General features: G+C 53.9%; 23 protein-coding genes. 15 read left to right on the forward strand and 8 right to left on the reverse strand.

Going from position 1 to position 25,693, the window contains the following annotated elements:
• Positions 1-79 precede the first annotated feature (79 nt).
• Positions 80-1,405, forward strand: coding sequence for a transposase (locus BM485_14280; GenBank protein ID OKY74288.1), 1,326 nt, complete (start codon positions 80-82; stop codon positions 1,403-1,405).
• 1,137 nt (positions 1,406-2,542) lie between these two features.
• On the opposite strand, the gene BM485_14285 is transcribed toward BM485_14280, so the two are convergent.
• The 3 genes from BM485_14285 to BM485_14295 all read right to left on the reverse strand — a co-directional run bounded on the left by BM485_14285 (position 2,543) and on the right by BM485_14295 (position 6,805).
• Positions 2,543-3,862 carry a transposase gene (locus BM485_14285; protein ID OKY74289.1) on the reverse strand — a complete coding sequence of 440 codons (1,320 nt, stop codon included), beginning with the start codon at positions 3,860-3,862 and terminating at the stop codon, positions 2,543-2,545.
• Between the two features lie 179 nt (positions 3,863-4,041).
• On the reverse strand, positions 4,042-5,337 hold the full coding sequence (locus BM485_14290; GenBank protein ID OKY74290.1) for a hypothetical protein: 1,296 nt from the start codon (positions 5,335-5,337) through the stop codon (positions 4,042-4,044).
• Positions 5,270-6,805: a hypothetical protein gene (locus tag BM485_14295; GenBank protein ID OKY74291.1), complete on the reverse strand. Its 1,536-nt coding sequence runs from the start codon at positions 6,803-6,805 to the stop codon at positions 5,270-5,272. Before BM485_14295 ends, BM485_14290 begins: the two co-directional genes overlap by 68 nt.
• Before the next feature lie 259 nt (positions 6,806-7,064).
• Here BM485_14295 and BM485_14300 point away from each other — a divergent pair, with 259 nt between their 5' ends.
• From BM485_14300 to BM485_14315, 4 genes are all read left to right on the forward strand, one after another.
• Complete coding sequence (locus BM485_14300; protein OKY74292.1) at positions 7,065-8,663, forward strand: hypothetical protein; 1,599 nt, start codon at positions 7,065-7,067, stop codon at positions 8,661-8,663.
• A 245-nt stretch (positions 8,664-8,908) separates the two neighbouring features.
• Positions 8,909-11,329 (forward strand): hypothetical protein, encoded by a 2,421-nt coding sequence (locus tag BM485_14305; GenBank protein ID OKY74293.1) that lies wholly within the window; start codon positions 8,909-8,911, stop codon positions 11,327-11,329.
• Between the two features lie 296 nt (positions 11,330-11,625).
• On the forward strand, positions 11,626-12,864 hold the full coding sequence (locus BM485_14310; protein OKY74314.1) for a tryptophan synthase subunit beta: 1,239 nt from the start codon (positions 11,626-11,628) through the stop codon (positions 12,862-12,864).
• Entirely contained in the window at positions 12,854-13,624 is a 771-nt protein-coding gene (locus tag BM485_14315; GenBank protein ID OKY74294.1) for a tryptophan synthase subunit alpha, read from the forward strand. Before BM485_14310 ends, BM485_14315 begins: the two co-directional genes overlap by 11 nt.
• Here the strand turns inward: BM485_14315 and BM485_14320 are convergent.
• The 4 genes from BM485_14320 to BM485_14335 form a co-directional block, all read right to left on the reverse strand.
• A complete protein-coding gene (locus BM485_14320; protein ID OKY74295.1) occupies positions 13,605-14,885 on the reverse strand; it encodes a glucose-1-phosphate adenylyltransferase in 1,281 nt (426 codons plus the stop codon). The two genes, BM485_14315 and BM485_14320, sit on opposite strands and share 20 nt — an antisense overlap.
• Positions 14,882-16,141: a glucose-1-phosphate adenylyltransferase gene (locus BM485_14325; protein OKY74296.1), complete on the reverse strand. Its 1,260-nt coding sequence runs from the start codon at positions 16,139-16,141 to the stop codon at positions 14,882-14,884. Before BM485_14325 ends, BM485_14320 begins: the two co-directional genes overlap by 4 nt.
• 98 nt (positions 16,142-16,239) lie before the next feature.
• Positions 16,240-17,271 carry a phosphoethanolamine methyltransferase gene (locus tag BM485_14330; protein OKY74297.1) on the reverse strand — a complete coding sequence of 344 codons (1,032 nt, stop codon included), beginning with the start codon at positions 17,269-17,271 and terminating at the stop codon, positions 16,240-16,242.
• A complete protein-coding gene (locus tag BM485_14335) occupies positions 17,261-17,506 on the reverse strand; it encodes a hypothetical protein (GenBank protein OKY74298.1) in 246 nt (81 codons plus the stop codon). The genes BM485_14330 and BM485_14335 overlap by 11 nt, the downstream gene beginning before the upstream one ends.
• Before the next feature lie 51 nt (positions 17,507-17,557).
• Here BM485_14335 and BM485_14340 point away from each other — a divergent pair, with 51 nt between their 5' ends.
• The 10 genes from BM485_14340 (at position 17,558) to BM485_14385 (ending at position 24,899) form a co-directional block, all read left to right on the forward strand.
• Positions 17,558-18,697, forward strand: coding sequence for an epimerase (locus BM485_14340; GenBank protein ID OKY74299.1), 1,140 nt, complete (start codon positions 17,558-17,560; stop codon positions 18,695-18,697).
• Between the two features lie 123 nt (positions 18,698-18,820).
• Positions 18,821-19,246 (forward strand): hypothetical protein, encoded by a 426-nt coding sequence (locus BM485_14345; GenBank protein ID OKY74315.1) that lies wholly within the window; start codon positions 18,821-18,823, stop codon positions 19,244-19,246.
• 306 nt (positions 19,247-19,552) lie between these two features.
• On the forward strand, positions 19,553-19,732 hold the full coding sequence (locus BM485_14350; protein ID OKY74300.1) for a hypothetical protein: 180 nt from the start codon (positions 19,553-19,555) through the stop codon (positions 19,730-19,732).
• 157 nt (positions 19,733-19,889) lie between these two features.
• Positions 19,890-20,255 carry a translation initiation factor gene (locus tag BM485_14355; GenBank protein OKY74301.1) on the forward strand — a complete coding sequence of 122 codons (366 nt, stop codon included), beginning with the start codon at positions 19,890-19,892 and terminating at the stop codon, positions 20,253-20,255.
• 61 nt (positions 20,256-20,316) lie between these two features.
• Entirely contained in the window at positions 20,317-21,921 is a 1,605-nt protein-coding gene (locus BM485_14360; GenBank protein OKY74302.1) for a phosphoenolpyruvate carboxykinase (ATP), read from the forward strand.
• Between the two features lie 204 nt (positions 21,922-22,125).
• The gene (locus tag BM485_14365; protein ID OKY74316.1) at positions 22,126-22,737 is read left to right on the forward strand and encodes a hypothetical protein; all 612 of its coding nucleotides are present in this window, start codon (positions 22,126-22,128) and stop codon (positions 22,735-22,737) included.
• Positions 22,738-22,879: 142 nt separating this feature from the next.
• On the forward strand, positions 22,880-23,179 hold the full coding sequence (locus BM485_14370) for a hypothetical protein (GenBank protein OKY74303.1): 300 nt from the start codon (positions 22,880-22,882) through the stop codon (positions 23,177-23,179).
• A 54-nt stretch (positions 23,180-23,233) separates the two neighbouring features.
• Positions 23,234-24,115, forward strand: coding sequence for a hypothetical protein (locus BM485_14375; GenBank protein ID OKY74304.1), 882 nt, complete (start codon positions 23,234-23,236; stop codon positions 24,113-24,115).
• A 314-nt stretch (positions 24,116-24,429) separates the two neighbouring features.
• A complete protein-coding gene (locus BM485_14380; protein OKY74305.1) occupies positions 24,430-24,615 on the forward strand; it encodes a hypothetical protein in 186 nt (61 codons plus the stop codon).
• Entirely contained in the window at positions 24,603-24,899 is a 297-nt protein-coding gene (locus tag BM485_14385) for a plasmid stabilization protein (GenBank protein ID OKY74306.1), read from the forward strand. Before BM485_14380 ends, BM485_14385 begins: the two co-directional genes overlap by 13 nt.
• An 87-nt stretch (positions 24,900-24,986) precedes the next feature.
• Here the strand turns inward: BM485_14385 and BM485_14390 are convergent, their stop codons facing one another.
• Positions 24,987-25,544: a hypothetical protein gene (locus tag BM485_14390; protein ID OKY74307.1), complete on the reverse strand. Its 558-nt coding sequence runs from the start codon at positions 25,542-25,544 to the stop codon at positions 24,987-24,989.
• Between the last annotated feature and the right edge of the window lie 149 nt (positions 25,545-25,693).

A 25,693-nucleotide genomic window follows, 5' to 3' on the forward strand; every position in this document is an offset into this window, starting at 1 on the left:
TTTCAAATAACATGTTGAAATTTAACAAAAAATATTGCAATATTCGCCTGTCTAAAAACATCACTCTGCAGGTGAAAAAATGAAACGATTTATTCTTGAACGCTCATCGGACGAATTTTATACCTCTCATTCCGGCCTGGCCCTGATCGGGCTCGGTATCAATCGCTTTACCAGCTTGAACGCCAAGCTGAAAAAGGCGATACCCGACACCAAGGACATTGCCAATACAGATGTCATTCGCAGTTATCTCGGGCTCCTCTCGCTTGGCAAAAGCGATTTCGAAGCCATTGCCGACATGAAAGACGACAGGTATTTCCAGCAATCACTTGGCATCAAAGCGGTTCCTTCGCCCGAAACCTTGCGCCAGCGCCTTGACGAAACCGCAACAGTTTTTCAGCCAATTGCTTCCTCCACCTACACGGAGTTCATCCGCAATGCCAAAGGAAAAGTAACCCCCTTGGCCATGGGTCATGTCGCCGTCGATATGGACGTCTTTTGCATGGACAACTCCGGCACCAAAAAAGAAGGTTCCAAGCATACCTATCACGGTTATGACGGCTATGCGCCAATAGCCGCCTACATGGGAGAGGAAGGCTGGTGTATTAATCTTGAGTTCCGGGAGGGCAGCCAGCACAGCCAAAACAATTTTATTCCTTTTCTGCAGGAAACCATCTCCCGTGCCAAGTCTTTAACCAAAAAGTCACTGTTATTCAGGCTTGACTCCGGACACGATGCTGTCGAGACCCGAGCAACGCTTTATGGCCACAAAAAGGTCGATTACATCCTGAAATGGAATCCCCGCAAGCAGGACCTTCCCGCCTGGCTGGCCCGTGGGCTGCAAGAAGGAGAAGTGAGCGAACCACGACGCGGCAAACGGGTTGCCGTATTCAGTTTCAACCAGCTTCAGGAGCACGAGGGCAAGGAGTTCAGTACCCGCCTGATCGTCCGCGTGATTGAACGTACCATTGACAAACGCGGCCAGTTGCTGCTGGTGCCGGATATAGAACTTGAGGGCTGGTGGACATCCCTTTACCTGCCGGAAAAAGAGATCATCAAGCTCTACCGGGACCACGGCACAAGCGAGCAGTTTCACAGCGAATTTAAAACCGACATGGATCTTGAGCGGTTGCCTTCGGGAAAATTTGCGACCAATTCCTTGATCATGTCCTTGGCCGGCTTGGCTTATAACATCTTGCGGTTTATCGGCCAGCTTGGCCTTCTCGGTGATCGCTCACCAGTGCGCCACTCGGCAAAGCGCAGGAGAATTCGTACCGTTATTCAGGAACTCATGTACCGTGCAGCCAGACTGATTGAGACCGGCAGGAAACTGAAGCTGCGGTTCAGCCGCCACTGTTGCGCATTTGACTCGTTTCAGGCCGTTTATAACCGGCTTGCCTTTGGCTAATGCAAGAACAGAAGAGAAATTTGCCGGAAAGTGGCTGAACAGCAGGCCCTGCCGGGAAAATACGCCTAAAAACAGGCAAATATAGCAATTTTTCAAAGAACAACGGGGACGATGTCCCAATTTACCAGCAATATGCTGGCAATATATAAATTTCTGGCGGTCGCGGTGTTGAAATTTTTTCGCGCCCCACAATTTTTAGGGAGAATCCGGGATACCTCACGGATTCAGGTTTGGGCCTATTGTAATTGATTTTATTGGTTGATCCCCGCCATTAGTTCGAAATGGCAATATGTAATATTCTTTTTCCGTAGAACCGACTCTCATTTTTTTTATTGGACTATCGATTTTCAAATACAACACAAGCCGTGTTTCTTGTTCTTGGCAGAACTCAGGCTTTTTGAAAAGCGTCGCCAAATGGGATAGAGCGTCAACTGGTATAGAATATCCATTCCCATTTTTCCATTGTCTTATGGCCCCTTTTATTTTTGCTCTATGAGATTTGTTGCAATATTCACATGGTATAAAATTAGAATGTGCCGATATCCACCCATACGATCGTTGTTGGTAATGGATCATTCTCATTAATATTTGTTTTGAAAATTCAATATTGAATTCTCCATATTCTTTCCAGTGATGTGAACTATCACCATCGGGGCAAAAGCAGCCTACAAATATCAAATTGTTTGTCTTTTCAACCTCAGATATTAATTTATTACAATCCGCTGAATCTATATTCAGTTCTTTACACAACAACGAGAATGTATAAATAAATTCATCACAATCATCAAAATCATTAATTTTCGTAAGCCAAAATTGATGTGTGTTTAAGATGTTTTCCAAATTATTGAGATTTGTATAATGATAAAGCATTATTTGCATCCGCAATATACCTGATTTTGTTAGCCCAACCAGTTACAACTATTCCCGGACGATTAAAGCCGACCGTCTGGAAGTAAGTTTTTATGCCGGCTGCGGAGATCAGATCGGAAAAATCGGCTCACAAGCCGGCTAATTGCCTTAAAAAAAATAACCATTGTCCAAAAGCCTGTTTTGGAGGACATAATTGTCCATCCGCCCCTGCCCGAATTTTTCCAGGCAAGGGACCTGCTCTTTGAAATAATTGTCCGGCCTTTTACGTTACCTGGGTAACGGCACCGGCTTGTGGTCCAAGATCGAGCGATACAATTCCTCCATGGTATCAATGTGGAATTCATGGAACTTGCTTCGGACCTTTTCCCAAAGGGATCTCTTGGTCTTCCATTTTTTCCAGGCAGCCTGGAAAAGTGGACAGCATAATTGCTGAATCTGGTCAACCAGAAAGGCCAGCATCATGAGCAGGACGAACACCTCGCTGAGATGCTGCTTGCCCAGGCCGAAGTTGTGGCCGAACTGGTATCCCTGGTTCTTCAGGGTATTGAACGTTTCGTTCTCTATTTTCCACCGGGCACGGGCGCCGCGCATAAACTGGTAGACATTCTCTTCGGTGATGTCCAAATCCGTAATCCAGCTAAAATGCTGCTTTTTGCCGGTTTTTGCGTTGATCTCCCAATATTCGACAAAGGTTACACGCTTATCCTGGTTCGATTTATTGAGTGGGGCATGATACACGATGCGGAAACAATGGCTTATGTCCGTATCTTTCTCGTCATCGATGGTCAGCTCGATTGTCTCACCATTTTCCACGGCTTGATCGACATACTGAAAGAGAAATTTATGGTCGCCTTCTTTAACTCCCAGGATATAGTGAAGATTATGCTTCTCAAGATCTTCAAGGTGGGGTGCATTGGAACTGAGTGAGTCCTCGTTGATAATGAACTTGAAGTGCGGGTGATCCAGGTGTAATTTTTCAAGCAAACGCCTGATGGCATTACGCTCGCAATCATTTTTTGTCTTTCCGTCCTGTTTCCTGATCGTCTCGGGACAAAGAGCTATCGCCTCTTTGTAATCAGGATGAACAACGGCCGCTCCGACCGTCTGGAGGTAATAAGTGACTTCTCCCGTCTTTGAGTTGACTCTTCCCATGCACGCATCGGAATGCAGCGCCTTGGATGAAAAATAACCGGTACCATCGAGATTCAACAGGTAGCCAACGTCCATGAACAGCATTTTTTCAAGAACCTTACCGCGTTGTAACGCCCGGAATGCATCCTTGAACAGCGGCCGGAGATCATTGGGGTCGACACCGTCCAGAATTTCACGCATCGAGGTATCGCAGGGGATGTCGCCCATGCCGTATATGGTTAAAAGATTTTGCGGCGCACAACGCCGTTCGTCAAAGGCCAGCAATGAAGGGTCTTTGAGGGAAAACATGGCAAAACCTGACATCAGGGCATCGGCAAGTGAAATTGTAACCTCACCCGGCCGATGATCATTAATTTCCCCGAATCCGGTTCTCATGGTTGCAAAGAGAGCATCCGCATTCAGGTGCTTGCGCAATTTGATTTTCTCGTTGCGCATGATTTCTCTTTCCCGTGCTTTCACAAGTGTTCTTCGATAGTTAGACATGGTCGCCTCCTATAAGTAGTTGATATTGCTTATAAAAGGCAAAAATCACTATCTTATTAGAATGTCAAGAAAAATTTTAATTTTGGGGAAAAAATTTAAAAAGTTTACGAAACCAATTTTTAAAAACTAAGCTATTGCTGCATCTTCGGGCCATCCGGGAATTGCTGATCAAAGAACACCTTGTTTTTCGCGGTCAACTCCTTGCCGTTCACCAGATAATGAAGATTCAAACTCAACTTTCCCTTGGTCATGGGATAGCCGATATACTTGATGGAATAGGGGTTCATCCGACTTAATTCGACATCACCGAGCTCCACGGCGACATCGGTGTAAAAATCCTGCCGGGGCTGAATGGAGCCGGAGAGACGCAAGGGCGACTGACCGTCGAGCCGGGCATCAATTTCAAGCGTGGCGCGCGCATCCTTCCGGGAAGAAAATCCGGAAATATGGCCCTTGATGCCGTTCACGGCAGTATCAAACCGGGGCACGACACTGCTGTCGGAAAAGAAAAAAGCGCCGTTGCTCAGGCTGACCTTCCCTATTTCAATATCCGGCTGTTGCCCGTCCTTCTTGTCCGGGGGAGGGGGTGTCTCCGGCTCGGCATCTTTTTTCCTGGCCAGCTTGCTGAGATTCAGCACGCCGTTATTGTCCACGGCAATTTTCATCACCGGTTTATCGGCGAGTATTTCTTTCGCGGAAAAACGAAATGGATTTGTCGATACATCTATCTTTTTCACCTGAAATGTATTCCAGGAAAGCAGCTTGTCCGCCTGTTTTCCTTGCAGGCAGGCAAACTTGTCGCTTTGCAGATCACCCTGAAAAACAAATCCACCCTTGCCGTTCTCGAGGCGGGAGTAATTTGCCCGACCCTTGAGACTTGCCCGGCCTTCTCCGATAAGGATATCAAGATGATCGGCAAGATAGGGTTGCGCCACGGCAAGCGGCAGGTTCGCCCAGTCCAGCGCAAGTCGAACATCAAGCGGTGTCAGCTGCGGGCTGCCCGTCGTCTTCAGCGCAGCACTCTTATTGAGCCGCACGGCCAGTGCAAGTTCGGTTTTCTTATTCGGCTCATTGGTCAGTTTATCCGCCGTCAGATGAATCCGGTCAAGCAGAAAGCGGGCAGGAGCCCCTGGGGTAAGATCGGTGAAATCAAGAGAGAAATCGGCGAGATCAAGTTTTTCGACAAAAAACAGCCACCCCGCCCCTTCCCGCTCTTGCCCGCCCACATCCGACGCCGCTTGTCCCGTCGATGGCCGCAGAAAATCCTGCACATTCATTGTGCCGTCCTTGCGCAGGGTCAGGGGAACGGCTCCGCCCGAGATCGCGCATTGACCAAGCAGTATTTTCTTCCCTTGCAGATCAACCGATCCGCCTTGCAGGGAAAAAGAGGGCACAACCAGCTCTTCCGCGGCACCAGGCGCCTTCATGACAAAACCGCCGAACTCCGCCCCGAGCTCGGAGACGAGAAACGTTTTTCCTGCAGCGGCAAAATCTATTTTCGCCGATAAAAGGTTTTTTTCCGCCGTAACCCTCGGCCGCCAAAACATTGTCGTAATAAGGGCGGTATTTTTCCGGCCGGATGTTTTCAAGCGCGACATTGGCACGAACGCTGAGCGGATCGACAACGAACGAGCCGTCCATCTTGACCGCCTCGTCGCTTTCGGTGGCAAGAGAGAGACTGTACTCCGCGGATTTGCCGGGCTCGGTGCTGAAATTTTTTATGGCGACATCCATCGGCTGCACCGTGGTGACAAAATCCGTTTCATTGGTACGATCGGCAAAATGAAGCGTTGCGCCGTCAACCGCAATTTCCGCCGCTTCAAACAACAAACGCGGACCAACCGGAGCATCATCCTGTTTTTCCTTTTCCTCCTTTTCTCCCTGCTCCACCAGTCCGGCAAGATTCAAAACGCCCTGCTTGTTTCTCTCCAGGTAAAATTCCGGTTTTTCCCAGGAAATCTTCCGCACATGAAATTCCCTGCGCAGAAGATGAGCACGTTCGATATCCACCGTCAACCCCGGAAAAACAAGCAGCGGCTGACCGGTTTCATCCAGCACCCTCACCCGGCGCAGCCCTGTCCGCCCCGAAATTTTCAGGGCCGGATTGCCGTCCTCATGCCGGATGAAGGAAAGGGCGAGATCAAGATCAAGCAGCCCTTCCGCAATGGAAAATTTAAACGAAGCGGGAAGATAGGCAAGATAGCGGGTGATGTCGATATCGGTGAAATGAACGGCCATTTCGGTCTGGCGTGAAACATCAAAGGGCCTGCTTTCCCCGGCCATTTTCAACAGGGTGCCGTTCACCGTGGCCTCAAAGGCAGGCTGGGTGAAAATCTGCACCGCATAGGCAAGATTGGACAGAAAAGGAAGACCGATGTGAAGCCCGGTAACGGAATGGTTCACATTTTTCACCCGGTCGGAAAAATCGATGCCGCCGCCCAGCAATTCGATATTATTTATGGAAAAAAGAAACGGCCTTTTCCGCCCGTCCTCTTTTTTTTCCGCCTCTGCCGTCTCCTTGACCAGCAAGTCGGAAAAATTAAAGTCCCCATCCTCGGTGAAGACTATTCCGACGTAAGGATTGACCAGGGAAAAAGACTTCACCATGAGGGCCCGTTTCACCAGGGACATTGCCTGCAGATTGACCCGCAGCGCGTCAAAAGCGACAAACGGTTTCTCCGTATCCCGCTCATTGACCTGAAAACCGTTTATTGCCAGATCCAGGGTGTACGGATTGAATTTCACCTCGCGCACCACGGTATGGCGGGCGAGCAAAACGGTCAACCGTTTCTCAAGCTGGCTGCGCACAAGAAAGGGCAGGATGACAAAGCCGAACAGGGTATAAAAAAGAAGTCCGGCAGTGACGATTATGGCCCAGCGCTGCAGACGGGACAATCTCCTCCAGCGCGACACCGATTTTGATTCATCCACGATTGACCTCCCGACATGAAAGTTTCCGGTTCCAGGCAGTCTCGGCTGCAGACCTGCTTCTCCATCCCATACATGTATTTTTAGTGTAGCAGATTCGAAAGAGAAGAAAAACCTTTGCGTCCAGCTGCAGTTGAGATTATTTTCCACCTGTTTACTTCTACCATCACACCATGGGGCTCCTTGCCGATGCCCTTGAAAAAAAAAGCTCCGGGAGCTCGTGACTATGCGGACCTGTGTGGCCCCGAATGGGGAATTTCTCTACTGCATCCATTCTCCGGATTACAACGTCAAGAATCTGCGGCCGACCGACGCCGTCCAAAGTCTCGGCATCCTCGACGGCGAGGAAATTACCAGCGAAAAAAACTTCCCCACGTCGGACATTCGAGTAAAAAAGGCTGACGTTATTTATGAAATTCCCCATGCTTTTCCATTCAGGGGGACCACCTTTATCAACTCCCGCTGGGCCGACGCCAGGGCGCAAAACCCCCCGGCCATTTGCCTGCCGAAACCGAAACCGACCTCCTTTTCCCGTTCCGTTGCCCCGCTGCTGGATAATTCCCGGCAAAAAACGGATGAACTTTTCCACGCCCTGCCGGAAACCGTGCTGCTGTCGCTTGCAACCACATCAACCTACCCGGATGACCTGGAACGACTGGCCCGCATCAGCTGCGATTTTACGCGTGATTGCCGGGGAATACCAACAGGTCTTGTTTACGAACGGGAAGCGGGAGGCAAAATCCGGGCAAAAATCCACAACCACCATCTCTTTGAGGCGGTGGGCAACAACCCCTCTCTGCCGGACGCCTATAAACAGGCGATGGTCCTCAGGCCCGGCGCCCAGGGCAACAGTGAAATCGTCGGGGCATGGGAAGAAGAAGGCCATCACGTTTTTGAATACCTGCGCCGCAATTCCTATATCCCCTGGGGACACTTTGCCTCCAACATGGCAAACGACAGCGTCCGTTATGACATCCGCAGCCTTTCACGGCAGGACATGACCGGCCTGCGCCATCTCTACTACCAGCGGACCTATGCGCGGATCGCGGAAGATCTGGGCATCCCGATCCGTTGCGAACGACGGACTCTTTCGCCGGAAGAGCTTGAGTCCCTGCGAGAGGAGATTGTCGGACAACTGGTTGCAAAGAAAGTCTCTTGTTTTTTCGACTGCACCCTGTGGGGCTGGAACTATGGTTTTGATTTCGCACCCAGCGGCTACCGGCTCAACGCCTCGCACCAGCAGATTCACCAGCAGTTCGCCCTGTTGCCCGCACGGATTGCGGCCATGCAGGCGGGAAAAACAACATCCGTCACGCTTCCCTCATACGGCTGCGGGGATCTAGTTGCCGAATGCGTCCGCGCATATCACAAGGCCCATGATCGCTCTTTTTTCGCCGATTTCATCACCTGCATCCGCAACAATAAACGCATGGATCCTCACCCCGGCGAATCCTCCCTCATCGTCTACGAAGACAGCCAGGTTATGCTCTTTGTCCCCAAGGCACAGACATCCCAATGGGAGCTGCAGCTCATGCCCCTGCATCCGGTGGGCAACATCCTTGAAGCGGACCAGTCCATGCGCCGGTCCCTTGACCGCGGCATCCACACCGCCATGCAGGTGCTGGGGGCGCTCGGCGTCCGCATGGTGACCACCATCGAATGCGCCAAGCGTTTTCATGAAACAATCGACCAGCGCCTGCTCTACACTTTTCTCCCCAAACTGCCCGAATCCCCCGGTGCCTTCAGCGAAGCGCAACTCCGCTGGATTATGGGCCACTTCCCGGAGGACTTCGCCGCTGCCTGCCGCAACAGGCTGACGGATTGAACCTGCCAAAAAAAATCTTTTTTTCATGCCTGTCGCATTTGTCAATTGACAAATTGTCGCACTCCCACAATAATCTGACATGGTGTCGTCAAAAATTCGCTTCCTGTTGATAAACTGATAGTCCAGACAGCGAATAGTCCGCCGAAAACAGTGCCCGGCATTTTCGCCTTTCCGGCAGCCGGAATAATGCCGCCCTCAAAAACATTCCATTGCTTGCTTCACAGGATTGACACAAAGGAAACGTCATGACAATCAGAACCAAGATCACGGCCCCCACGGTTTTCTTTTTCATCCTTTTCGGCGCCATCGGCGCCTTGCTGGTCAGCCGGCTGATTTCCACCAACATCGAAAATCAAATCAAGGATGCGCGCAGCACCATGTTTCAGGCGCTGAAGATTTCCGCTGCGGAAAAAACCAGGGAACTCAACAATACCATCGATCGGGTTGCCAAAAAGGCATTGAACGAGGCGGCACTTTACTCCGGCAACCCTGAAGTTGTCGCGGCATACGAAGTGGCGCTTTCCGGCAACATCGACAACGAAGAAGACCCCATGGCCCAGGCGGCCCGCGAACAGCTGCGTGACTATTTCGAACCGGTCATTGATGATTATACCGAACATACCGGGGCGGATTCATTGCAAATCCACTTTCACCTGCCCAACGGACGCAGTCTTGTCCGACTGTGGCGGGACGGCTGGCAGGCGGTGCGCAACGGAGAAGAAGTGGATGTTTCCGATGACATTTCCGCCTTCCGCAAATCGGTTTTGAAGGTGAACCGGGAAACCCACAAGGCCCTGATCGGCATTGAAATCGTGCCGAGCGGCTTCATCATTTTCGGCATTGCTCCGATCAACGATGAGGACGGCGCGCATCTCGGTTCCAACGAGGTCATTTACCCCATCAACGCCCTGATGAAGGTGAGCAAGACCAGCAAGGTGGTGGATTACGCCATCTATCTCGACGCCGACCTGCTGTCGGTGGCCTCTACCCTGCAGGATGAAAAGGAATATCCGCGGATCGGCAACAAATTCGTCCAGGCGGCGGGCACCAATCCGGCAGTGACCGGGCCGCTGGCCACGGAAGAGCTGTTGAGCAAAGGTCGTGAAAATTCATTTTCCGAGCAGTCCGGCAACTTTTACGTAACCGCCTTTCCGGTAAAAGACTACACCGGCAGGACGACAGGCGTCATGACCATCAGCCAGGACATCTCCGAACAGCTTGCCATCCTCGACAATATCAAGACAGAAGGGGAAAAAACCCTTGCCGTTCTGCAACGGAACGTCGTCATCGGCATGATCCTCTTCTCCATCTGTTTTGTCATCGGCCTGGTCGGCTTCATCACCATAGTCGTCAACCGCCCCCTGCAGGAGGCGGTGGAATTCTGCAAAAAAATGGGCAAGGGCGATCTCTCGTCAACTCTCAATATGGGCAAGGCGTTGCCCTGTTCCGACATCATGCAGTGCAACCGGCCCGAATGCCCGAGCTACGGCAAGGAAACCCAGTGCTGGACGGAATCAGGCTCCTTTGCCGCGGTGGCCAGCTGCCCCAAGGCCAAGGATGGCGGCGACTGCAAGGACTGCAAGGTCTACAAAAAAGGGATCGACGACGAGCTGACCATCATGGGTTCAGCCCTGAACGCCCTGCGCGACGAACAGCTGAAACGGACAAAAATCCTTGAACTTGTCGGCAACGGCGACCTGACCCAGCATGTAACCGTTTCCTCGGAAATGGACACCTTCGGCAAATCGCTCAATCAGATGATCGACAATCTCAGCGACCTGGTCAAAAGCATTCTCGCCAATGCCCACGAGCTGACCTCTTCTTCCAGGGATCTGTCCGATGTCTCAACCCGGCTTTCAGCCAGCTCCGAGCAAATCTCCTCCCAGGCGGCCACCATTGCCGGGGCAACCGAGGAGATCAGCGTCAATACCAAGAACGTCACCGACACGGTGCGACAGATCGCCCAGTCCATGCAGAGCGCGGCCGGGGCAACGGAAGAGATGAGTGCCAGCATCGCCGAAATAGGCCACAACGCCGAAAAAGGCACGCAAATCACCAGAACGGCGCTGGACAAGGCCGGCGCCGCCACCCAGGCGATTACCGCCCTCGACCACCTTGCCGGGGAAATCAGCGATGTAACCAGGGTGATCGGCGAAATTTCCGAACAAACCAAACTGCTTGCCTTAAACGCCACGATCGAGGCGGCCAGGGCCGGGGAAGCGGGCAAGGGCTTTGCCGTGGTGGCGGGCGAGGTCAAGGAACTGGCTCGTCAGACCTCCGAGGCCACCGGCAATATCGCCGCCCGCATCAACGACGTGCAGTCCGGCACCCAGCAGGCGGTATCGATTATTTCCGAGGTCACCGAGATTGTCGGCCAGGTAAACGACTCATCCGCCATGATCACCAGCGCGGTAAGCGAACAGGTCACCGTGGCCCGGGAAATTGCCGCGGCAGTGGCCCAGGCCAACGACGGCACCAACTCCATCAGTACCGCCCTGGAGGAACTCTCCAGCGGCACCGGCGAGGTGTCCGCCAACATCCAGCATGTCAATCAGGGAACCACGGACAACACCAAAGGCATCATCCAGATCAGCGCTGCCTCCGAGCGTCTTGCCGATCTGGCCAGGCAGCTTGATGAAATGATGTCCCGTTTCACGATTCAATAAACCCGCACGGACCAGAAAAAAACGGAAGAAACCACGGAGAGCGCAGAGCACATCGAGACACGGAGGTCGACAAGCACACGTCTCCGTGATCTCCGTGGTACAATATCGCCTTACGCGCCGTTGCGCGACATTTCCCGGCTCCCGCCTTTCCCCCCTTGACGTTTCGTTTCATCTGATTTCTCTTTGTCTTTGCGAAAAGAAAATTGCCTGCTGTTTTTTTGGATAAATGAGGTATAGTACCCCCAAATAAGCAAAATATGAAATTCGAAACCCCTGAATCAGAGAACCGAGCGGCAATGAACCAGACAACAAAACGAGGATATTACGGCGAGTGGGGCGGGGCATTTATTCCGGAGGTGCTGTATGAAACCTTCCGGGAATTAAATGATGCCTTTGCCGCCGCCAAGGCGGACCCGGCTTTCTGGCAGGAATACGTCTCCCTGATGGGCACATACTCCTGCCGACCGACGCCACTGACCCATGCACAGAACCTGTCACGCCATTTCGGCGGCGGACAGATATTCATCAAGCGGGAAGACCTCAACCATACCGGCGCCCACAAGGCCAACAACGTCATGGGCCAGGGCCTGCTTGTCAAGAAAATGGGCAAAAAACGGGTGATCGCCGAAACCGGCGCCGGCCAGCACGGAGTGGCCACTGCCACCATGGCCGCCAAATTCGGTTTTGCATGCACCATCTACATGGGAGAAGAGGATGTGGCGCGCCAGCGCCCCAACGTCTTCTGGATGGAGAAGCTGGGCGCCACCGTGGTGCCGGTCACCTCCGGCTCCAAAACCTTGAAGGATGCCATCAACGAGGCCTTCCGCGACTGGGTGACCCGCATGGATGACACCCATTACGTCATGGGCACGGTGTGCGGCCCCCACCCCTTTCCGGAGATGGTGGCCTGGTTTCAGTCCATTATCGGCAAGGAGGCGCGGGTACAGATTATTGACCAGTTCGGCCGACTGCCGAGCAGGGTCTACGCCTGTGTCGGCGGCGGCTCCAACGCCATGGGTGTTTTCCAGGGATTTCTGGACGATGCCGGGGTGGAACTGATCGGCGTTGAAGCCGGCGGCAAGGGACTTGACAGCGGCCGGCATGCGGCACGTCTTGCCGGACGGGATGCCTCCGCCGGAGTGGCCCAGGGCTACAAAACCATGTTCCTGCAAAACAGCGACGGCCAGATGACGGACACCCATTCCGTGGCGGCCGGACTTGACTACGTCGGCGTCTCGCCCATCCTCACCGATCTCTGGCAGCAGGGCAGGGTCCGCTTTGCCGCCGCCACCGACCGGGAGGTGATGGCGGCCCTTGATATGACCATGAAGAACGAAGGGATCATTCCGGCACTCGAATCAAGTCACGCCTTTGTCCAGGCCTTCAAGGAGGCGGGAGAGATGGGCAGTGACGAGGCGATTATCATCAACATGTCCGGCCGGGGCGACAAGGACATCTTCACCATCGCCCATGCCTTTGACGACCCATCCTGGAAGGAATTCATCAGAAAGAAAGGAAAAGAATATGGAGCTTAACAGTCAGATAAAGGCAGCTCTGGCTGATCCCGAGAAAAAAATACTGCTCATGACCCATATCGTGCTGGGCTACCCCTCACTTGCGATCAACCGTCAGGTTATCGAGCAGATGGTGTCCGGCGGGGTTGACCTCATTGAAATGCAGATTCCTTTTTCCGAACCCATGGCGGATGGGCCGGTGATCGTCAAGGCCAATCAGGACGCCATCGACAACGGCGTCACGGTGCGGCAGTGCCTTGATTTTGCAAAAGAAATATCCGCAACCTACCCGATCCCCTTTCTCTTCATGACCTACTACAACATCCTGTTTAAATTCGGGGTGGAGAAGTTTTTCCAGGAGGCGCGGGAGATCGGCATCAAGGGCTTTATCATCCCGGACCTGCCGCCGGAGGAGGGGGAGGAATTTTTTGCCCTGACCCGTCAATACGGAATCGATCCGGTCATGATCTTCGCCCCCACCTCGACCCCGGAACGGATGCAGGAACTTTCCCGCTTCGGCCGGGGCTTTATTTACTGTGTGGCGAGAAAGGGCGTCACCGGCAAACAGACCGACTTTGACGAGGAATTCAACAGCTACATGCAACGATGCCGGGCAAACACCGATCTCCCCCTGGCAGTCGGATTCGGCATCAGCCGCAAGGATGATGTCGACTCGCTCATCGGCCGCGCGGACATTGCCGTCATCGGCACCCGCACCATCAAACTGGTGGAGGAACAGGGAGTTGACGCGGTGGGCCCCTTTATTGCCGGCCTGCGTTAACCGTCTCGCCGCTCGCCAGGGAAAGCGATGGGTAATCTTCGCTCGCGGTCAACGGAGCAACAATACAGTTGCGGCCGATAACCGCGCCGGGCGGCACCACCCCCTCCTTACCGATCATGGTGATGCCGGTATAGAGATGCTTGGGGAACTTGCTGTTGGGCGTGGTCTTATCTTCTCCGGAACCGACAACCGCGCCGCTGCCGATATGCACCCGCTTATCAAGGATGGCCAGATCAACAGTTGCCCCCGACTCAACCAGGCAGTCATGGAAGAGAATCGAATCCCGCACGCTTGCCCCGGCCGCCACCCGCACCCCGGGACTGAGCACGGAATTGACCACCTCGCCATCTATCACGCAACCAGCTGAAATCATGGAATTTTTCACAACAGAGGCCGGACCGAAACGAGCCGGAGGCCGGTCGGCAACCCCGGAAACCCCGGCCTCCACATTCGGCCGGATGCCCCAGTCCTCGGGAGAAATCCCCGAATCCTCGCGAATGATATCCATATTGGTCTGCCAGTATGCCTCCACCGTGCCGACGTCACGCCAGTAGCCGTGAAAAGGGTAGGCGAAAACATTGTCCTGCTCGATGGCCCGCGGAATGAGATGCATGCCGAAGTCTATTTCCTCCCGGTTTTCCGTCAACATCCGCAGCAAATATTCGGTATCAAAAACATAGATACCCATGGAGGCGAGATTGGTGCGCGCCACCTTTGGTTTTTCCTCCCAGTCGACAATCCGTCCATCCCCGTCGGTGATCCCTGCCCCGAACTGATGAATCTCACTTTCCGGCACCACCATCATGCCGATGGTGACATCGGCCCCCTTGCGGCGGTGAAAGCCGATCATATCATCAAAATCCATCCGGTAAATATGGTCGCCGGAGAGCAGCAGAATCTCCTTGGAGGGATGGGCCTTGATAAAATCGATATTCTGTCGCACGGCATCGGCCGTGCCCTTGTACCAGTCGGAATCCTGTGCCCCGGTGCGGGGCGGCAGGATCTTCACCCCGCGGCTCCTGCCGGTGAAATCCCAGGCCTCGCCGGTGCCGAGATGCTTCATCAGCGACAGCGGTTTATATTGGGTCAGCACCCCCACCTGGGTCATGCCGGAATTCATCACGTTGCTCAGGGAAAAATCGATGATGCGGTAGATGCCGCCGAAGGGCACCGCCGGTTTGGCCCGGGTCTGGACCAGATTATTGAGACGGCTGCCCACCCCGCCGGCCAGGATCAACACCAGGGTATTTTCCTTTCTCATCGCACGATCTCCCCTGTTTTGATTTCCCGCAGCAATTTTTCCGGACTTAATGCAGGATAAAGCGTGCAATCGGAACCGATAAGTGCTTTGTCGGGTATAAAATTATTCCAGCCCACCACGGTCACCTCTTTAGCGGACACCGGGCCTTCCTGGCCGAGACGCACCTCGTTGCCGACGGTGACGTTGACATCGCAAATGACCTTTTCCAACCGGGCGTCACGGCCGACAACATCATTAAAAAACAGCACCGAATCTTTCACCACCGCCCCTTTTTTGACATGAACACCGGGAAAAAGAATGGAGCGCTCCACTTCCCCTTCAACGATGCAGCCGTTATACACCAGGCTGTCACGGATGGCCGCGTTGCTCCCCACCTTGAGCGGCTGGCAATCGCAGATATTGCGATGGTCAAGATTGGTGCGCAGTCCCCATTTTTCCAGGTCAATCTTCGGCTCCGCCCCGAGCAGATCCATATTGGTCTGCCAGTACTCCTCAATGGTACGGGAATAGCCCCAGTAGCCGCGAAATTTGAAACCATACACCTTGCGTTTTTCATACATCATGCGGGGAATGATATCACGACCGAACTCAAAGGATTCATCCTCCCGGGCATTGACGGCCAGCATCTCGAGCAGCACCTTGGGCTTAAAACAGAAGACGGTGAGCGAGGCCCAGTTGAATTTGGGGCGATCCGGTTTCTCCTTGTACTGGAGAACCCGGCCGCCCCGATCACCGTCCTCGTTGTCGATGTCGGCAAGGCCGAAACGATGCGCTTTTTCCATGGGAACCTGAAGACAGGCAATGGTCAGGTCGGCGTCCTTGCTGCGATGATAGTCGACCACTTCCTGATAATCCATCTGGTAGACATGATCGCCGGAGAGAATCAGCACCTCTTCCGGATCGTGGTACTGGATGAAATCAGCATTCTGAAAAACGGCATCGGCAGATCCTTTATACCAGGAGGTGTTGCCGTAGCCGGTTGAGGGCGGCAGAATGGAAACGCCGCGATATTTGCCGATCATGTCCCAGGCCGCGCCGATGCCGATGTGGTTGATCAACGAATAACTTCGATACTGGCTGAGGATTGCCACCCGCTCCAGCCCGGCATGCATGAGATTGCTCAGGGAAAAATCAATGATGCGGGCAAAGCCGCCGAAGGGAACCGCTGATTTGGGCCGGTAACAGGTGAGGACATTCAGCTCGTCAACCCGCCCTCCCGCAAGGATCATCGCCAGGGTTTTCGGTTTCTGTTTCATGTGGTTTGTCCGGTTGATCTGGTTGTTTTGGGTGGTTGGTTCCGTTGGCTTGATTGGTGTAAACAAAACGACGAATGAAACCAAGCGAACGAATCCAATCAGACCGTCTCTAAATGTTTTCCCGTCAGTTTGCGCAGGGTCTTGGTGGTAAAATCCTGATCCGATTTGTCAAGGTTCTTCAGCGGCACCTCGGCCCGGGCTGATTCCCGATGCCCGCCGGCTGAACCGATCGCACCGAAGGTCTTGGCCGCCAGCCTTCCGGCATTCTTCTTATATCCGTCACAACGAAAGATCACCACCAGCTTTTCCCCATGAATACCGGAAACAAAAACCCAGGAAACATCATGCACCCGCTTAAAGAAATCGGCGATAATGACCAGCACATCCGGTGTCCGCACCCTGCCGACATGCGCATAAAGACGATGTTTGCTGATCTTCATTTCGGCAAAGGCCGTTTTGAAATAATTAAGTTCCGATTTCCGCAGCTCGCTCAGCTCAATTTTCCGGACCAGATTCTGGTTGGCGATATTAAACAGGTAGCGGAAAGAGATGGCGTCGGCGAGCTGTGCCTTTTTCTCGAAATTCTGGGTGTCCACCTTGATGGCATAAAAAAGCGCGGTTGCCAGCGCAACAGACGGTTTCATCTCCGCCGCCCGAAGATACTCCACCAGCATGGAGCCGGTGGCGCCGTATTCAGGGCGAATGTCGACAAAATCGGCCTGCCACCCATGGGTGACCGGGTGATGGTCAATCACGGCGCTGAAGGTGATATCTTCAAAACAGGGATTATGGGTGGGCTGGGAATCAACAATGATATATTTGGAAAACTTATCCGACTTAAAGCTCTTCATCCTTTCCGCCGGAATTTTCAACAGATCCAGCATGGTCAGATTGGCAAGCCTGCGGATTTCGTTGGCGTAACCGATGGTGACACTCTTCACGCGATAACGAAGCAATCTTTTAATGGCCAGCGCACTCGCCAGGGAATCAGGGTCGGCACTGATGGTGATCAGCACATCATCATCCTTGCCGAATACATTCCAGAATTCCAGTAATCGCTCTTTTGCCGTTTTCTTTGGCGTATTGCGCCGTTTTTTCGGCTGCGCAACAGGAAGTTTTTCACTCTTCAATATTCTCACCGTGCGGGATTAGCCCATCATCATTTTCGTACAGTCGAATGCAGGTATCTTGTACCATAAGACCTTTGCCGGATGCAAGAAGATATGCGGAGGATTCGGGGGTGATCACAAAGGATAACATATTGATTCTATTTAATTTACGAACATCAGGCAGAGACTCCGCCATTTTTTTTGGGAATTTATACCATTCCTGTTGTAAGATATCGGGCATGAACACAATCGGCATTGATTCATTTCGATCCACAACCAACACAACAACTGCTTCCCGCGGACTGACATGATCGAAGAAAACAACTCCCCGCAAAACAAGTTCGGCATCATCGTCGGCGGCTCCGGCCTGGTGGGCGGTGCCCTTGTATATTCCTTCAAGAAAAAATGGGGATTCGACATTCTGGCCCCCAACAGCAAACAGCTAAGCCTCAGGGATTCAAATGACATAAAAAACTTTTTCACAAGCTGTCGTCCTGATTTCATTATCAACGCGGCAATCGCCGGTATTGACAGCAACCCGAAAATATCATTTGAAATCAACTACCTGGGAAGCATCAATCTGGCCAAGGCGGCGGCCGCCCTGGGGATTCCTTACATCTTTTTCAGTTCAGCCGCGGTGCTGCCGGCCGGGGAGAACCTCAGCGAAGCCGAGCAGCGCCCCCTGCGGGCGGAGATGAGCAATTACGCCAAATCCAAACTGATGAGCGAAAAGACCCTGGCTCATCTTCACCGGACCGAGGGCCTTGATTACACCATCATCCGTCTCGCCATTGTTTACGGCAAGCATGACCACAAAATTCAAGGTTTTCACCGCTTGCTTTATTCCGTTGTCGACCAGTCAATGCCCGTGCTTTTTACCGCCAGGGAAACCCGCCATTCATACACCAACGCGAAAAAAATTCCGCTCTTTGTCCGCCACATCCTGTCCCGGCGGGCTGAATTTTCAGGACAGACCTTTCATCTGGTCGATTCCTCTCCGGTGAGGCTGGACCGGCTTATCCTGACCATCCGCAACTACCTGCAACTGCCGCGGCCAAAGGAAATCTACCTCCCCTACCCCATGGCCCGCTTCGGCGCGAATTGCCTGAAAAAAATGACCAGACTGCTGATCAAAATCGGCATTGACGCCCGCATGCCCCCGGAGTTGATGTTCATGAAGAGCTTTTACGAGGCCCAGACCCTTTCCACGGAAAAACTGCGGCAATCGAGCTTTGTCGATCCCTCGCCGGAGCAGACCGTCATCAGCCAGCTTCCCGAGATCATTCAATATTATCTGACCAGGTGGGAGCAACTCAACCTGATCGCCCCCTATGACAAGGAATTTTTCGACCCCCAGAAACTGTCGGAAGAGTTCCTCAATCGTCCGGAAAGCCTGCTCGATGACATCCATCAGCAAAGGATCAGGCCATTCACTGATTTTCCCTGATGAAACGGCAAAAAGGCAAGAGGTGTGGCCAAGGAACTTCGGGTGGAAACGATTCCGGAAATCATTTTTCTATCCTGCGACGGAAGGTTCATCAAACGACTAAGCGGCAAAATCGCCAATGATATGCTGGAATTTTTCAAGAGCAACGAAATAATCATTTTCTGCTCCGCCGCCTTTTCCCTGGTCACCTTCCTGGGAACCCTGCTGGCCATCCCCTTTATGGTGGCGCGCATCCCCGCCGACTACTTTTCCAACACCAAAAGACATCGGCTCCCCTGGGCAAAACACCATCCCCTGGTGCGGGCAATACTGCTTATCAGCAAAAATCTTGTCGGATATGTTTTTATTTTGATGGGTATCATCATGCTGGTCCTGCCCGGCCAGGGCCTGCTTACCATCGTCATCGGGCTGATGCTCATTGATTTTCCCGGCAAATTTCGTTTTGAACGCTGGCTGGCCGGCCGCGGCCCTATTCGGCGTTCCATCAACTGGTTGCGGCAACGAACCCGCCAAGAACCGCTTCTCTTCGACCATGAAAAAACCATGTGATCTCTGCAACGGTACGGGCCAACTGAGCACCTTCAAGGGTGTCAGCCGATTCGTCGTAACCTGGGAGGAATGCCCGGAGTGCGCCGGCCTGGGCTACACCATCACGGAAAACCAAAGGGCATCTCCCCAAAAAATGCCAACAAAACATCCGAACCGGTCGCGCCGGAAAAATCGGTCCGGGTCCTGACCCCGCCGCCGGCCGCATGCTGAAAATATGCACATGCCGTCCCTTCAGCACCGTCATTCTCCCGCCGGTGACAATAGTCTTTTTCATCCTTATTGTTTTATCAGGAAGGAGGTGATCTTATGATGAATGAAAACCTGACAACCCTGGAACGCGAATTCATTGAGATTGCCATGTCGGAGGAGATGGAGGGCGAGGTAACGCTGCATGACATCCAGGAATACATGGATTACCTGGACGAAAACTTCATGGAAGGAGCTCTGGAAGAATATAACGAGCAGCTTATCAAGCACGTGCATTAAAGCGCCAATGCCGTGTCGAATCGTTTCCCAACCGGAAACAAAGCCCGCGTCAATGCGGGCTTTTTCTTTGCAGGCGCGGCCAAGCGGTCCGAGACGAATATTTCTCTTATCCATTCCCCCGGAACAATGATATGATGATCACCAGGAAAACGATCCCATGAAGGAAAAGAAGAAAGATAACGCAGGTCTCGTCTATTCAACCGAGCACGGCAGAATGTGCCCGGCGTGCGGACAACCATCCGCCGCCTGTCTCTGCCGCGGCAGCAGGACGTCCGCCCCGGGCAATGGAATCGTCCGGATCTCCAGGGAAAGCAAAGGCCGCAAGGGCAAAGGCGTAACCCTCATTTCAGGACTGGGGCTTGCTGCCGACTCCCTGCGCGCACTGGCCGGAGAGCTCAAGCGGAAATGCGGTTCCGGCGGGACGGTGAAGAACGGCATCATAGAGATCCAGGGGGATCACCGGGACACCCTGTTTGCGGAGTTGACCCGGCAGGGGTATCTCGTCAAATACAGCGGCGGCTGACAATGACGCCTCACACAGACAATTGACAAAAACAATTGGCCAATCATACACGGAGCTCGTTATGAAAAACAAGGAATGCCGCAATCACAGCAAATACGGCCTGGAACATCACGGACTCAACAATCTCGGAGAAGTTTTCTGGAACCTCCCCACCGCCATCCTCTATGAAAAAATCCTTATTCGCGGCGAAGGACGCCTCTCCCATCTCGGACCGATCGTTGTCCGTACCGGCCATCACACCGGCCGCTCGGCCCGGGACAAATTCATCGTCAAGGACAAAACAACCGAAAAAGATATCTGGTGGGGAACAACCAACGTGCCCTTCTCGCCGGCCAGTTTTGATGAACTGCATAAACGAATGACCCTGCACCTGCAGACCCAGGATCTCTATGTGCAGGACTGCTTTGCCGGAGCTGACCCCAAATACCGGATGCCGGTGCGCATCATTACCCAGTACGCCTGGCACAGCCTCTTTGCCCGCAACATGTTCATCCAGGCCACCAGGGAAGAGCAGCAAAGACATGTTCCGCAGTTCACCGTCATCAATGTTCCCGGCTTTCACGCATCCCCGGCTGTGCATGGGACCAATTCGGAAACATTCATCATCGCCAATTTCAAAAAAAAGCTGATCCTGATCGGCGGCACCAGCTATGCCGGAGAAACCAAAAAGTCTATTTTCTCCGCCATGAACTATATTTTACCAGGAAACAACATCCTCCCCATGCACTGTTCCGCCAATATCGGCCCGGAAGGCAATACCGCCCTCTTTTTCGGACTGAGCGGCACCGGCAAAACAACCCTTTCCGCCGATGCCTCGCGCGTCTTGATCGGCGACGACGAACACGGCTGGAGCGATGACGGCATCTTCAACTTTGAGGGCGGCTGCTACGCCAAGCTGATACATTTATCCGCGGAAGCGGAGCCGGAAATTTTTTCCACCACCAGACGCTTCGGCACCATTCTGGAAAATGTTTCCCTGGACGCCTGCACTCGCCGGGTTAACCTTGACGATGACACCTTTACCGAAAACACCAGGGGTTCGTACCATATTTCCGCCATCCCCAATGCCAGCGAAACCGGCAGGGGAGGGCACCCGAAAACCATCATCTTTCTTTCCGCCGATGCCTTCGGTGTTCTGCCGCCGGTGGCCAGGTTGACCAGGGAGCAGGCCATGTACCATTTCATTTCCGGCTACACGGCCCGGGTGGCCGGCACGGAAAAGGGAGTTACCGAGCCTTCGCCGGTGTTCAGCGCCTGCTATGGAGCTCCGTTCATGCCCCTCCACCCCATGCGCTATGCGGAACTGCTCGGCGAAAAAATGCAACGGCACGACACCCAGGCATGGCTGATCAATACCGGCTGGACCGGCGGGCCATACGGCACCGGCCATCGCATGTCCATTGCCCACACCCGGGCCATGATCAACGCCGCGCTGGACGGCAACCTGGACAAGATTCCCACTCATCCGGAGCCTTTTTTCGGCCTGCATGTGCCGACCCGCTGCCCGGGTGTGCCGGACCAGGTCCTGCAGCCCCGCAACACCTGGCCCAATGGCGACGATTACGACGCCCAGGCCGGCAAACTGGCCGGGATGTTTGCCGAGAACTTTAAACAATTTGCCGACCAGACCACGGAGGAAATCCGCAAGGCCGGACCCTGTTGTTGATTGCGGATTTGGGATTTACGAATCGTGGATTGAATTGAAACCAAGGTGCATGAGTGCCCCCAATCAGCAATTTTCCGTCATCGACCGGCAATACGAAAAGAGGCGGAGGAGGCAAATCAGATGGACAAACTCGTTCCCATACTCCCGCAGCCTTCCACCTGACCGCCGGCAACCGACGCCGGAGGCTGTCGGCAAACAACAGTGGTGAGCGCAAAACACCTTTCCCCGGAAGATTGTGAAAAAATCAGGGAGGCGATACGCGGGAAATACAGCGGGGTTTCCTGTTCCGCCGCCGGTTTCTTTCGTTATCCCACCGGCCGGGAAGGGGCGGAGAAACTCGGATATGACCCGGCTGTCATCTCCCAGGCCCATGCCGGTCTGCTTCAGTCCTTCTGCGGCGTCGGCAATCCCTTTTCCCTCGGCATTGTCACGTCCGGTGATCGGGTGCTTGATTTCGGTTGCGGCGCGGGCTTTGACATGTACGTCGCCGCCCGCCTTGTCGGCAAACACGGCCTGGTGTGCGGAATCGACCTGACAGACTCCATGGCTCATCAGGCCAGGGAAAATCTTTGCCGCGCTGCAATTGATCACTTTGAAATTCAAGTCGCCAACGGGGAAACCATTCCCTATCAAAATGACTTTTTTGATGTCGTCATCTCCAACGGCGTCATCAACCTCAGCCCGCACAAGGAAAAATGTTTCGCCGAAATCCAGCGGGTGCTCAAACCAGGCGGCCGCCTCCAGTTTGCCGATGTTGTTCTGGAAAAAGACCTGCCGGACAGGATGAGTTTAAGCGCCGAATCCTGGTCGCACTGAATAGGCGGCACGATCCCGGTGCGGGATCAGTTGAAAACCATGGAAGAGGCGGGTTTTTGTCAGGTGGCCTGCCAGGGCATCACCGGTTTTCGCACTTCACCCTCCACCGTGGGCGCACTGTTTTCCGGCTGCAAGCCGTAGGATGCTTAACGGTTTCTTGTTGCGCACGCGGATGAAGCGTGGCCGGAGGGAAGAGAAAAACATCATGGACGTTTTCCAGGAAAAGATCGCGGCCATCCGCCAGGTTCACCAGGCATTTGCCGAAATCATCCGTCATGACAAGTGTCGCACCTGTTCCTGCCTGCACGGAGACATGATGGCCGCCATTCTGACCGTCATCCGCGACATTGAAAAAGATAAGGACGCCCCGGAGCTGGTTGCCGCTGAAAACGATTTTTCCGAATGGATCGACGGCGCACGCAGGGCGGATCTCCACCATTGACTGGGCTGCCGACCCTGCCTGCCGGTTCCGGCATTCAATAGATTCAACCAGCAAATGGACCTGCTGCTTCACGGCAAGGACGGACGTGTCGGCGAACCGGCCGGCGCCGCCTCCATCCCGGCAACGGAATTTGTCGACCTTGCCTGGCCGGTGCAGCCGGGGGATTACGCGGTGCGCAATCCCAGGTCAGCCATTGCCCTTCTGCTGGTGGGTGAGACCCTCGCAATGGACGACAGCTTTTTCAGCGCGTTCGCCTCGATTGCCATCACCGGCACCCTGACCACGGAAAACATCGGGGTGGAATACGTGGTCAAGAATCTCATCAGCAATCCCTTTATCCGCCATCTGGCAATACTGGGCAAGGAAATCGCCGGTCACCGGCCGGCCGACGCCATCTTCAAGCTGGCGGCAAACGGTATAGACGTAAACCAACGCATCATCGAAGCGCGCGGCGCGCGGCCGGTGCTGCGCAATCTGCCGGCCGCCGCGGTGGAGCATTTCCGCGCACAGATCACGGTGCACAACCTGCTGGACTGCGCCGACCCCAATCTGCCGGCCCAAAAAGTTCATTCCCTTGGTCTTCTCCCCCACGAGCCGTGCAGCGCCGCCCTCCACGTCAGTCTCATCGACCCCATCGAGGCACGGCCTGCCCAACATCTGCAACTTGACCCCGAAGGCTACTTCATCATTCTGACCAACAGCGGCCGAAAAAACCCGCTCAGGGTGGAACATTACAAAAACAGCGGCGCCCTGGCGCACATCATTGAAGGGAAGGACAGCGCCACTCTCTGCGCCGACCTGATTGAAAAAAAACTCGTCTCACGCCTTGACCATGCCGCCTACCTGGGGCGGGAGCTGGTCCGGGCGGAAAACGCCCTCCGGCAAGGAACCAGATATATCCAGGACAGGGCGCAGGGAGAAATCAACCGCCGCTGAGCATCTCTTTGAGTGTATTGCATTGCCCTCCTCGCCCCTCCTGGCACATTTTCCCATTTTGCCAATCGTCACAGGAAATCAGGCCGCGAAACGGAGAAGTGGCGGTACTTTCTACTCAGATAACACCTTTTACTTCAGTAGTAGCCGTACTCATGGGAAATTCGGGGACAGACCCCTAATATTCCCCGAATTACCGCAAAAAAGATGAAAAATGAGCCCTGATATGCTACATACTATGTATCTCCTATGGAGCCGGACAGGAGGAATTCCAATATACTGTCCCCGAATTTACCCCTACTGGAGGAGCTCACCCCATGCAAACGGTAAAGGAAAAAATAACGGAAATTCTCATGTCCCAACCGGATGACGCCACCTATGAAGAGATCATGCGGGAACTCGCCTTTGAAAGAATGATCGAACGGGGTCTCAATGACGCCCGATCCGGACGGGTGATCACCGATGAAGAGCTGGCGCACCGGATTCGCACATGGCAAAGCTGAGATGGACCACGGAAGCCGAGCGATGGCTGCGGGATATCCATGACTACATCGCCGGCGACAATCCCTCCGCCGCGCAAAAGGTGATTGTCGGTATCTACGACAAAGCACAGATGCTGCGGGAGTTCCCAGAGCTTGGTCACAAATACCGCTCAGAGCAGGAAGGTGACATACGAGTCCTGCTTTATGGCCATTACCGGATCGCGTACCTGATACGACATGAAGGAGTGATCGATATTTTAGGTGTCTTCCATGGCGCCTTGGACATCAGGCGATATCTCCCCTGACTCTGGGAAAAATCGCGGGCATGGCCCACTCCTCCACTCCTCCTGTCCGCCAACGCGGGAATCAGACCAAATAACCAAATCCCCATCTCACTGTCCGCCGCGAACGCACCGCACGTAGTAGCTGCCGTGCTTACTGTAGCTGCCGACGCTGCCACCGTAGAAGTTGACGTGCCACGCGTAGGACGGAGAGGAGTCGACGTACCACTCGTCGTCCGGATAGTAGGCGTAGCCGACGTCGGCGTACCACGCACCGTCCGGACTGCCGGCGTAGGTGGACGACGACCAGTAATGGGACGTATTTGCGTTAGGAAAGACCGCCGGATCAATGGCAGGGTTATAGCGGCTGTCGTCGGTGATGGATTCAAGCTCCTTGATGTTCGGCAGCCGCCAGTCGTCATAGCCTCCATCCACCGGCAGGACAAGATCATCACAGTAATCCAGGGCCTGCTGCCAGGCGCGGGTTATGTTGTCGTCCTCTCGCTGCCACATCAGGCCACTGGCGTTGTCCGTCACCGTGCCGTCTTCATTGGGGGTAAAGTCGCCGGCCAGGGCCGGGGCGACTGCGAGCAGCAGGGTGCAGCAGGCGGCAATGAAGGCCCGGCGAAGGGTAAAAATGGTTTGGTTCGTTGTCATCGTTTTTTTCATTTCTCTCTCCTTATTATCAATACAGGGCAGCGTCGGCAATGATTTGCCGACCTACGGGATTACAACCTCTGGCGGCAAGGGATGCCGCCCTACGGCAACATGCACGGCGAACTCGTAGGTCGGCATTCCCATGCCGACACCGAATACGC

This window comes from Desulfobulbaceae bacterium DB1 (genome assembly GCA_001914235.1).
Lineage (GTDB): Bacteria > Desulfobacterota > Desulfobulbia > Desulfobulbales > SURF-16 > DB1.

What these genes read in the sequence shown, in the direction of transcription:
- BM485_14285 (OKY74289.1), bottom strand. Translation starts at nt 3,862, where the DNA reads ATGCGCAACGAGAAAATCAAATTGCGCAAGCACCTGAATGCGGATGCT.
- BM485_14310 (OKY74314.1), top strand. Translation starts at nt 11,626, where the DNA reads ATGAACCAGACAACAAAACGAGGATATTACGGCGAGTGGGGCGGGGCA.
- BM485_14280 (OKY74288.1), top strand. Translation starts at nt 80, where the DNA reads ATGAAACGATTTATTCTTGAACGCTCATCGGACGAATTTTATACCTCT.
- BM485_14380 (OKY74305.1), top strand. Translation starts at nt 24,430, where the DNA reads ATGCAAACGGTAAAGGAAAAAATAACGGAAATTCTCATGTCCCAACCG.
- BM485_14370 (OKY74303.1), top strand. Translation starts at nt 22,880, where the DNA reads ATGCTTAACGGTTTCTTGTTGCGCACGCGGATGAAGCGTGGCCGGAGG.
- BM485_14290 (OKY74290.1), bottom strand. Translation starts at nt 5,337, where the DNA reads ATGAAGGCGCCTGGTGCCGCGGAAGAGCTGGTTGTGCCCTCTTTTTCC.
- BM485_14390 (OKY74307.1), bottom strand. Translation starts at nt 25,544, where the DNA reads ATGAAAAAAACGATGACAACGAACCAAACCATTTTTACCCTTCGCCGG.
- BM485_14355 (OKY74301.1), top strand. Translation starts at nt 19,890, where the DNA reads ATGAAGGAAAAGAAGAAAGATAACGCAGGTCTCGTCTATTCAACCGAG.
- BM485_14360 (OKY74302.1), top strand. Translation starts at nt 20,317, where the DNA reads ATGAAAAACAAGGAATGCCGCAATCACAGCAAATACGGCCTGGAACAT.
- BM485_14325 (OKY74296.1), bottom strand. Translation starts at nt 16,141, where the DNA reads ATGAAACAGAAACCGAAAACCCTGGCGATGATCCTTGCGGGAGGGCGG.
- BM485_14315 (OKY74294.1), top strand. Translation starts at nt 12,854, where the DNA reads ATGGAGCTTAACAGTCAGATAAAGGCAGCTCTGGCTGATCCCGAGAAA.
- BM485_14375 (OKY74304.1), top strand. Translation starts at nt 23,234, where the DNA reads ATGGACCTGCTGCTTCACGGCAAGGACGGACGTGTCGGCGAACCGGCC.
- BM485_14345 (OKY74315.1), top strand. Translation starts at nt 18,821, where the DNA reads ATGCTGGAATTTTTCAAGAGCAACGAAATAATCATTTTCTGCTCCGCC.
- BM485_14305 (OKY74293.1), top strand. Translation starts at nt 8,909, where the DNA reads ATGACAATCAGAACCAAGATCACGGCCCCCACGGTTTTCTTTTTCATC.
- BM485_14335 (OKY74298.1), bottom strand. Translation starts at nt 17,506, where the DNA reads ATGCCGATTGTGTTCATGCCCGATATCTTACAACAGGAATGGTATAAA.
- BM485_14300 (OKY74292.1), top strand. Translation starts at nt 7,065, where the DNA reads ATGCGGACCTGTGTGGCCCCGAATGGGGAATTTCTCTACTGCATCCAT.
- BM485_14340 (OKY74299.1), top strand. Translation starts at nt 17,558, where the DNA reads ATGATCGAAGAAAACAACTCCCCGCAAAACAAGTTCGGCATCATCGTC.
- BM485_14350 (OKY74300.1), top strand. Translation starts at nt 19,553, where the DNA reads ATGATGAATGAAAACCTGACAACCCTGGAACGCGAATTCATTGAGATT.
- BM485_14320 (OKY74295.1), bottom strand. Translation starts at nt 14,885, where the DNA reads ATGAGAAAGGAAAATACCCTGGTGTTGATCCTGGCCGGCGGGGTGGGC.
- BM485_14385 (OKY74306.1), top strand. Translation starts at nt 24,603, where the DNA reads ATGGCAAAGCTGAGATGGACCACGGAAGCCGAGCGATGGCTGCGGGAT.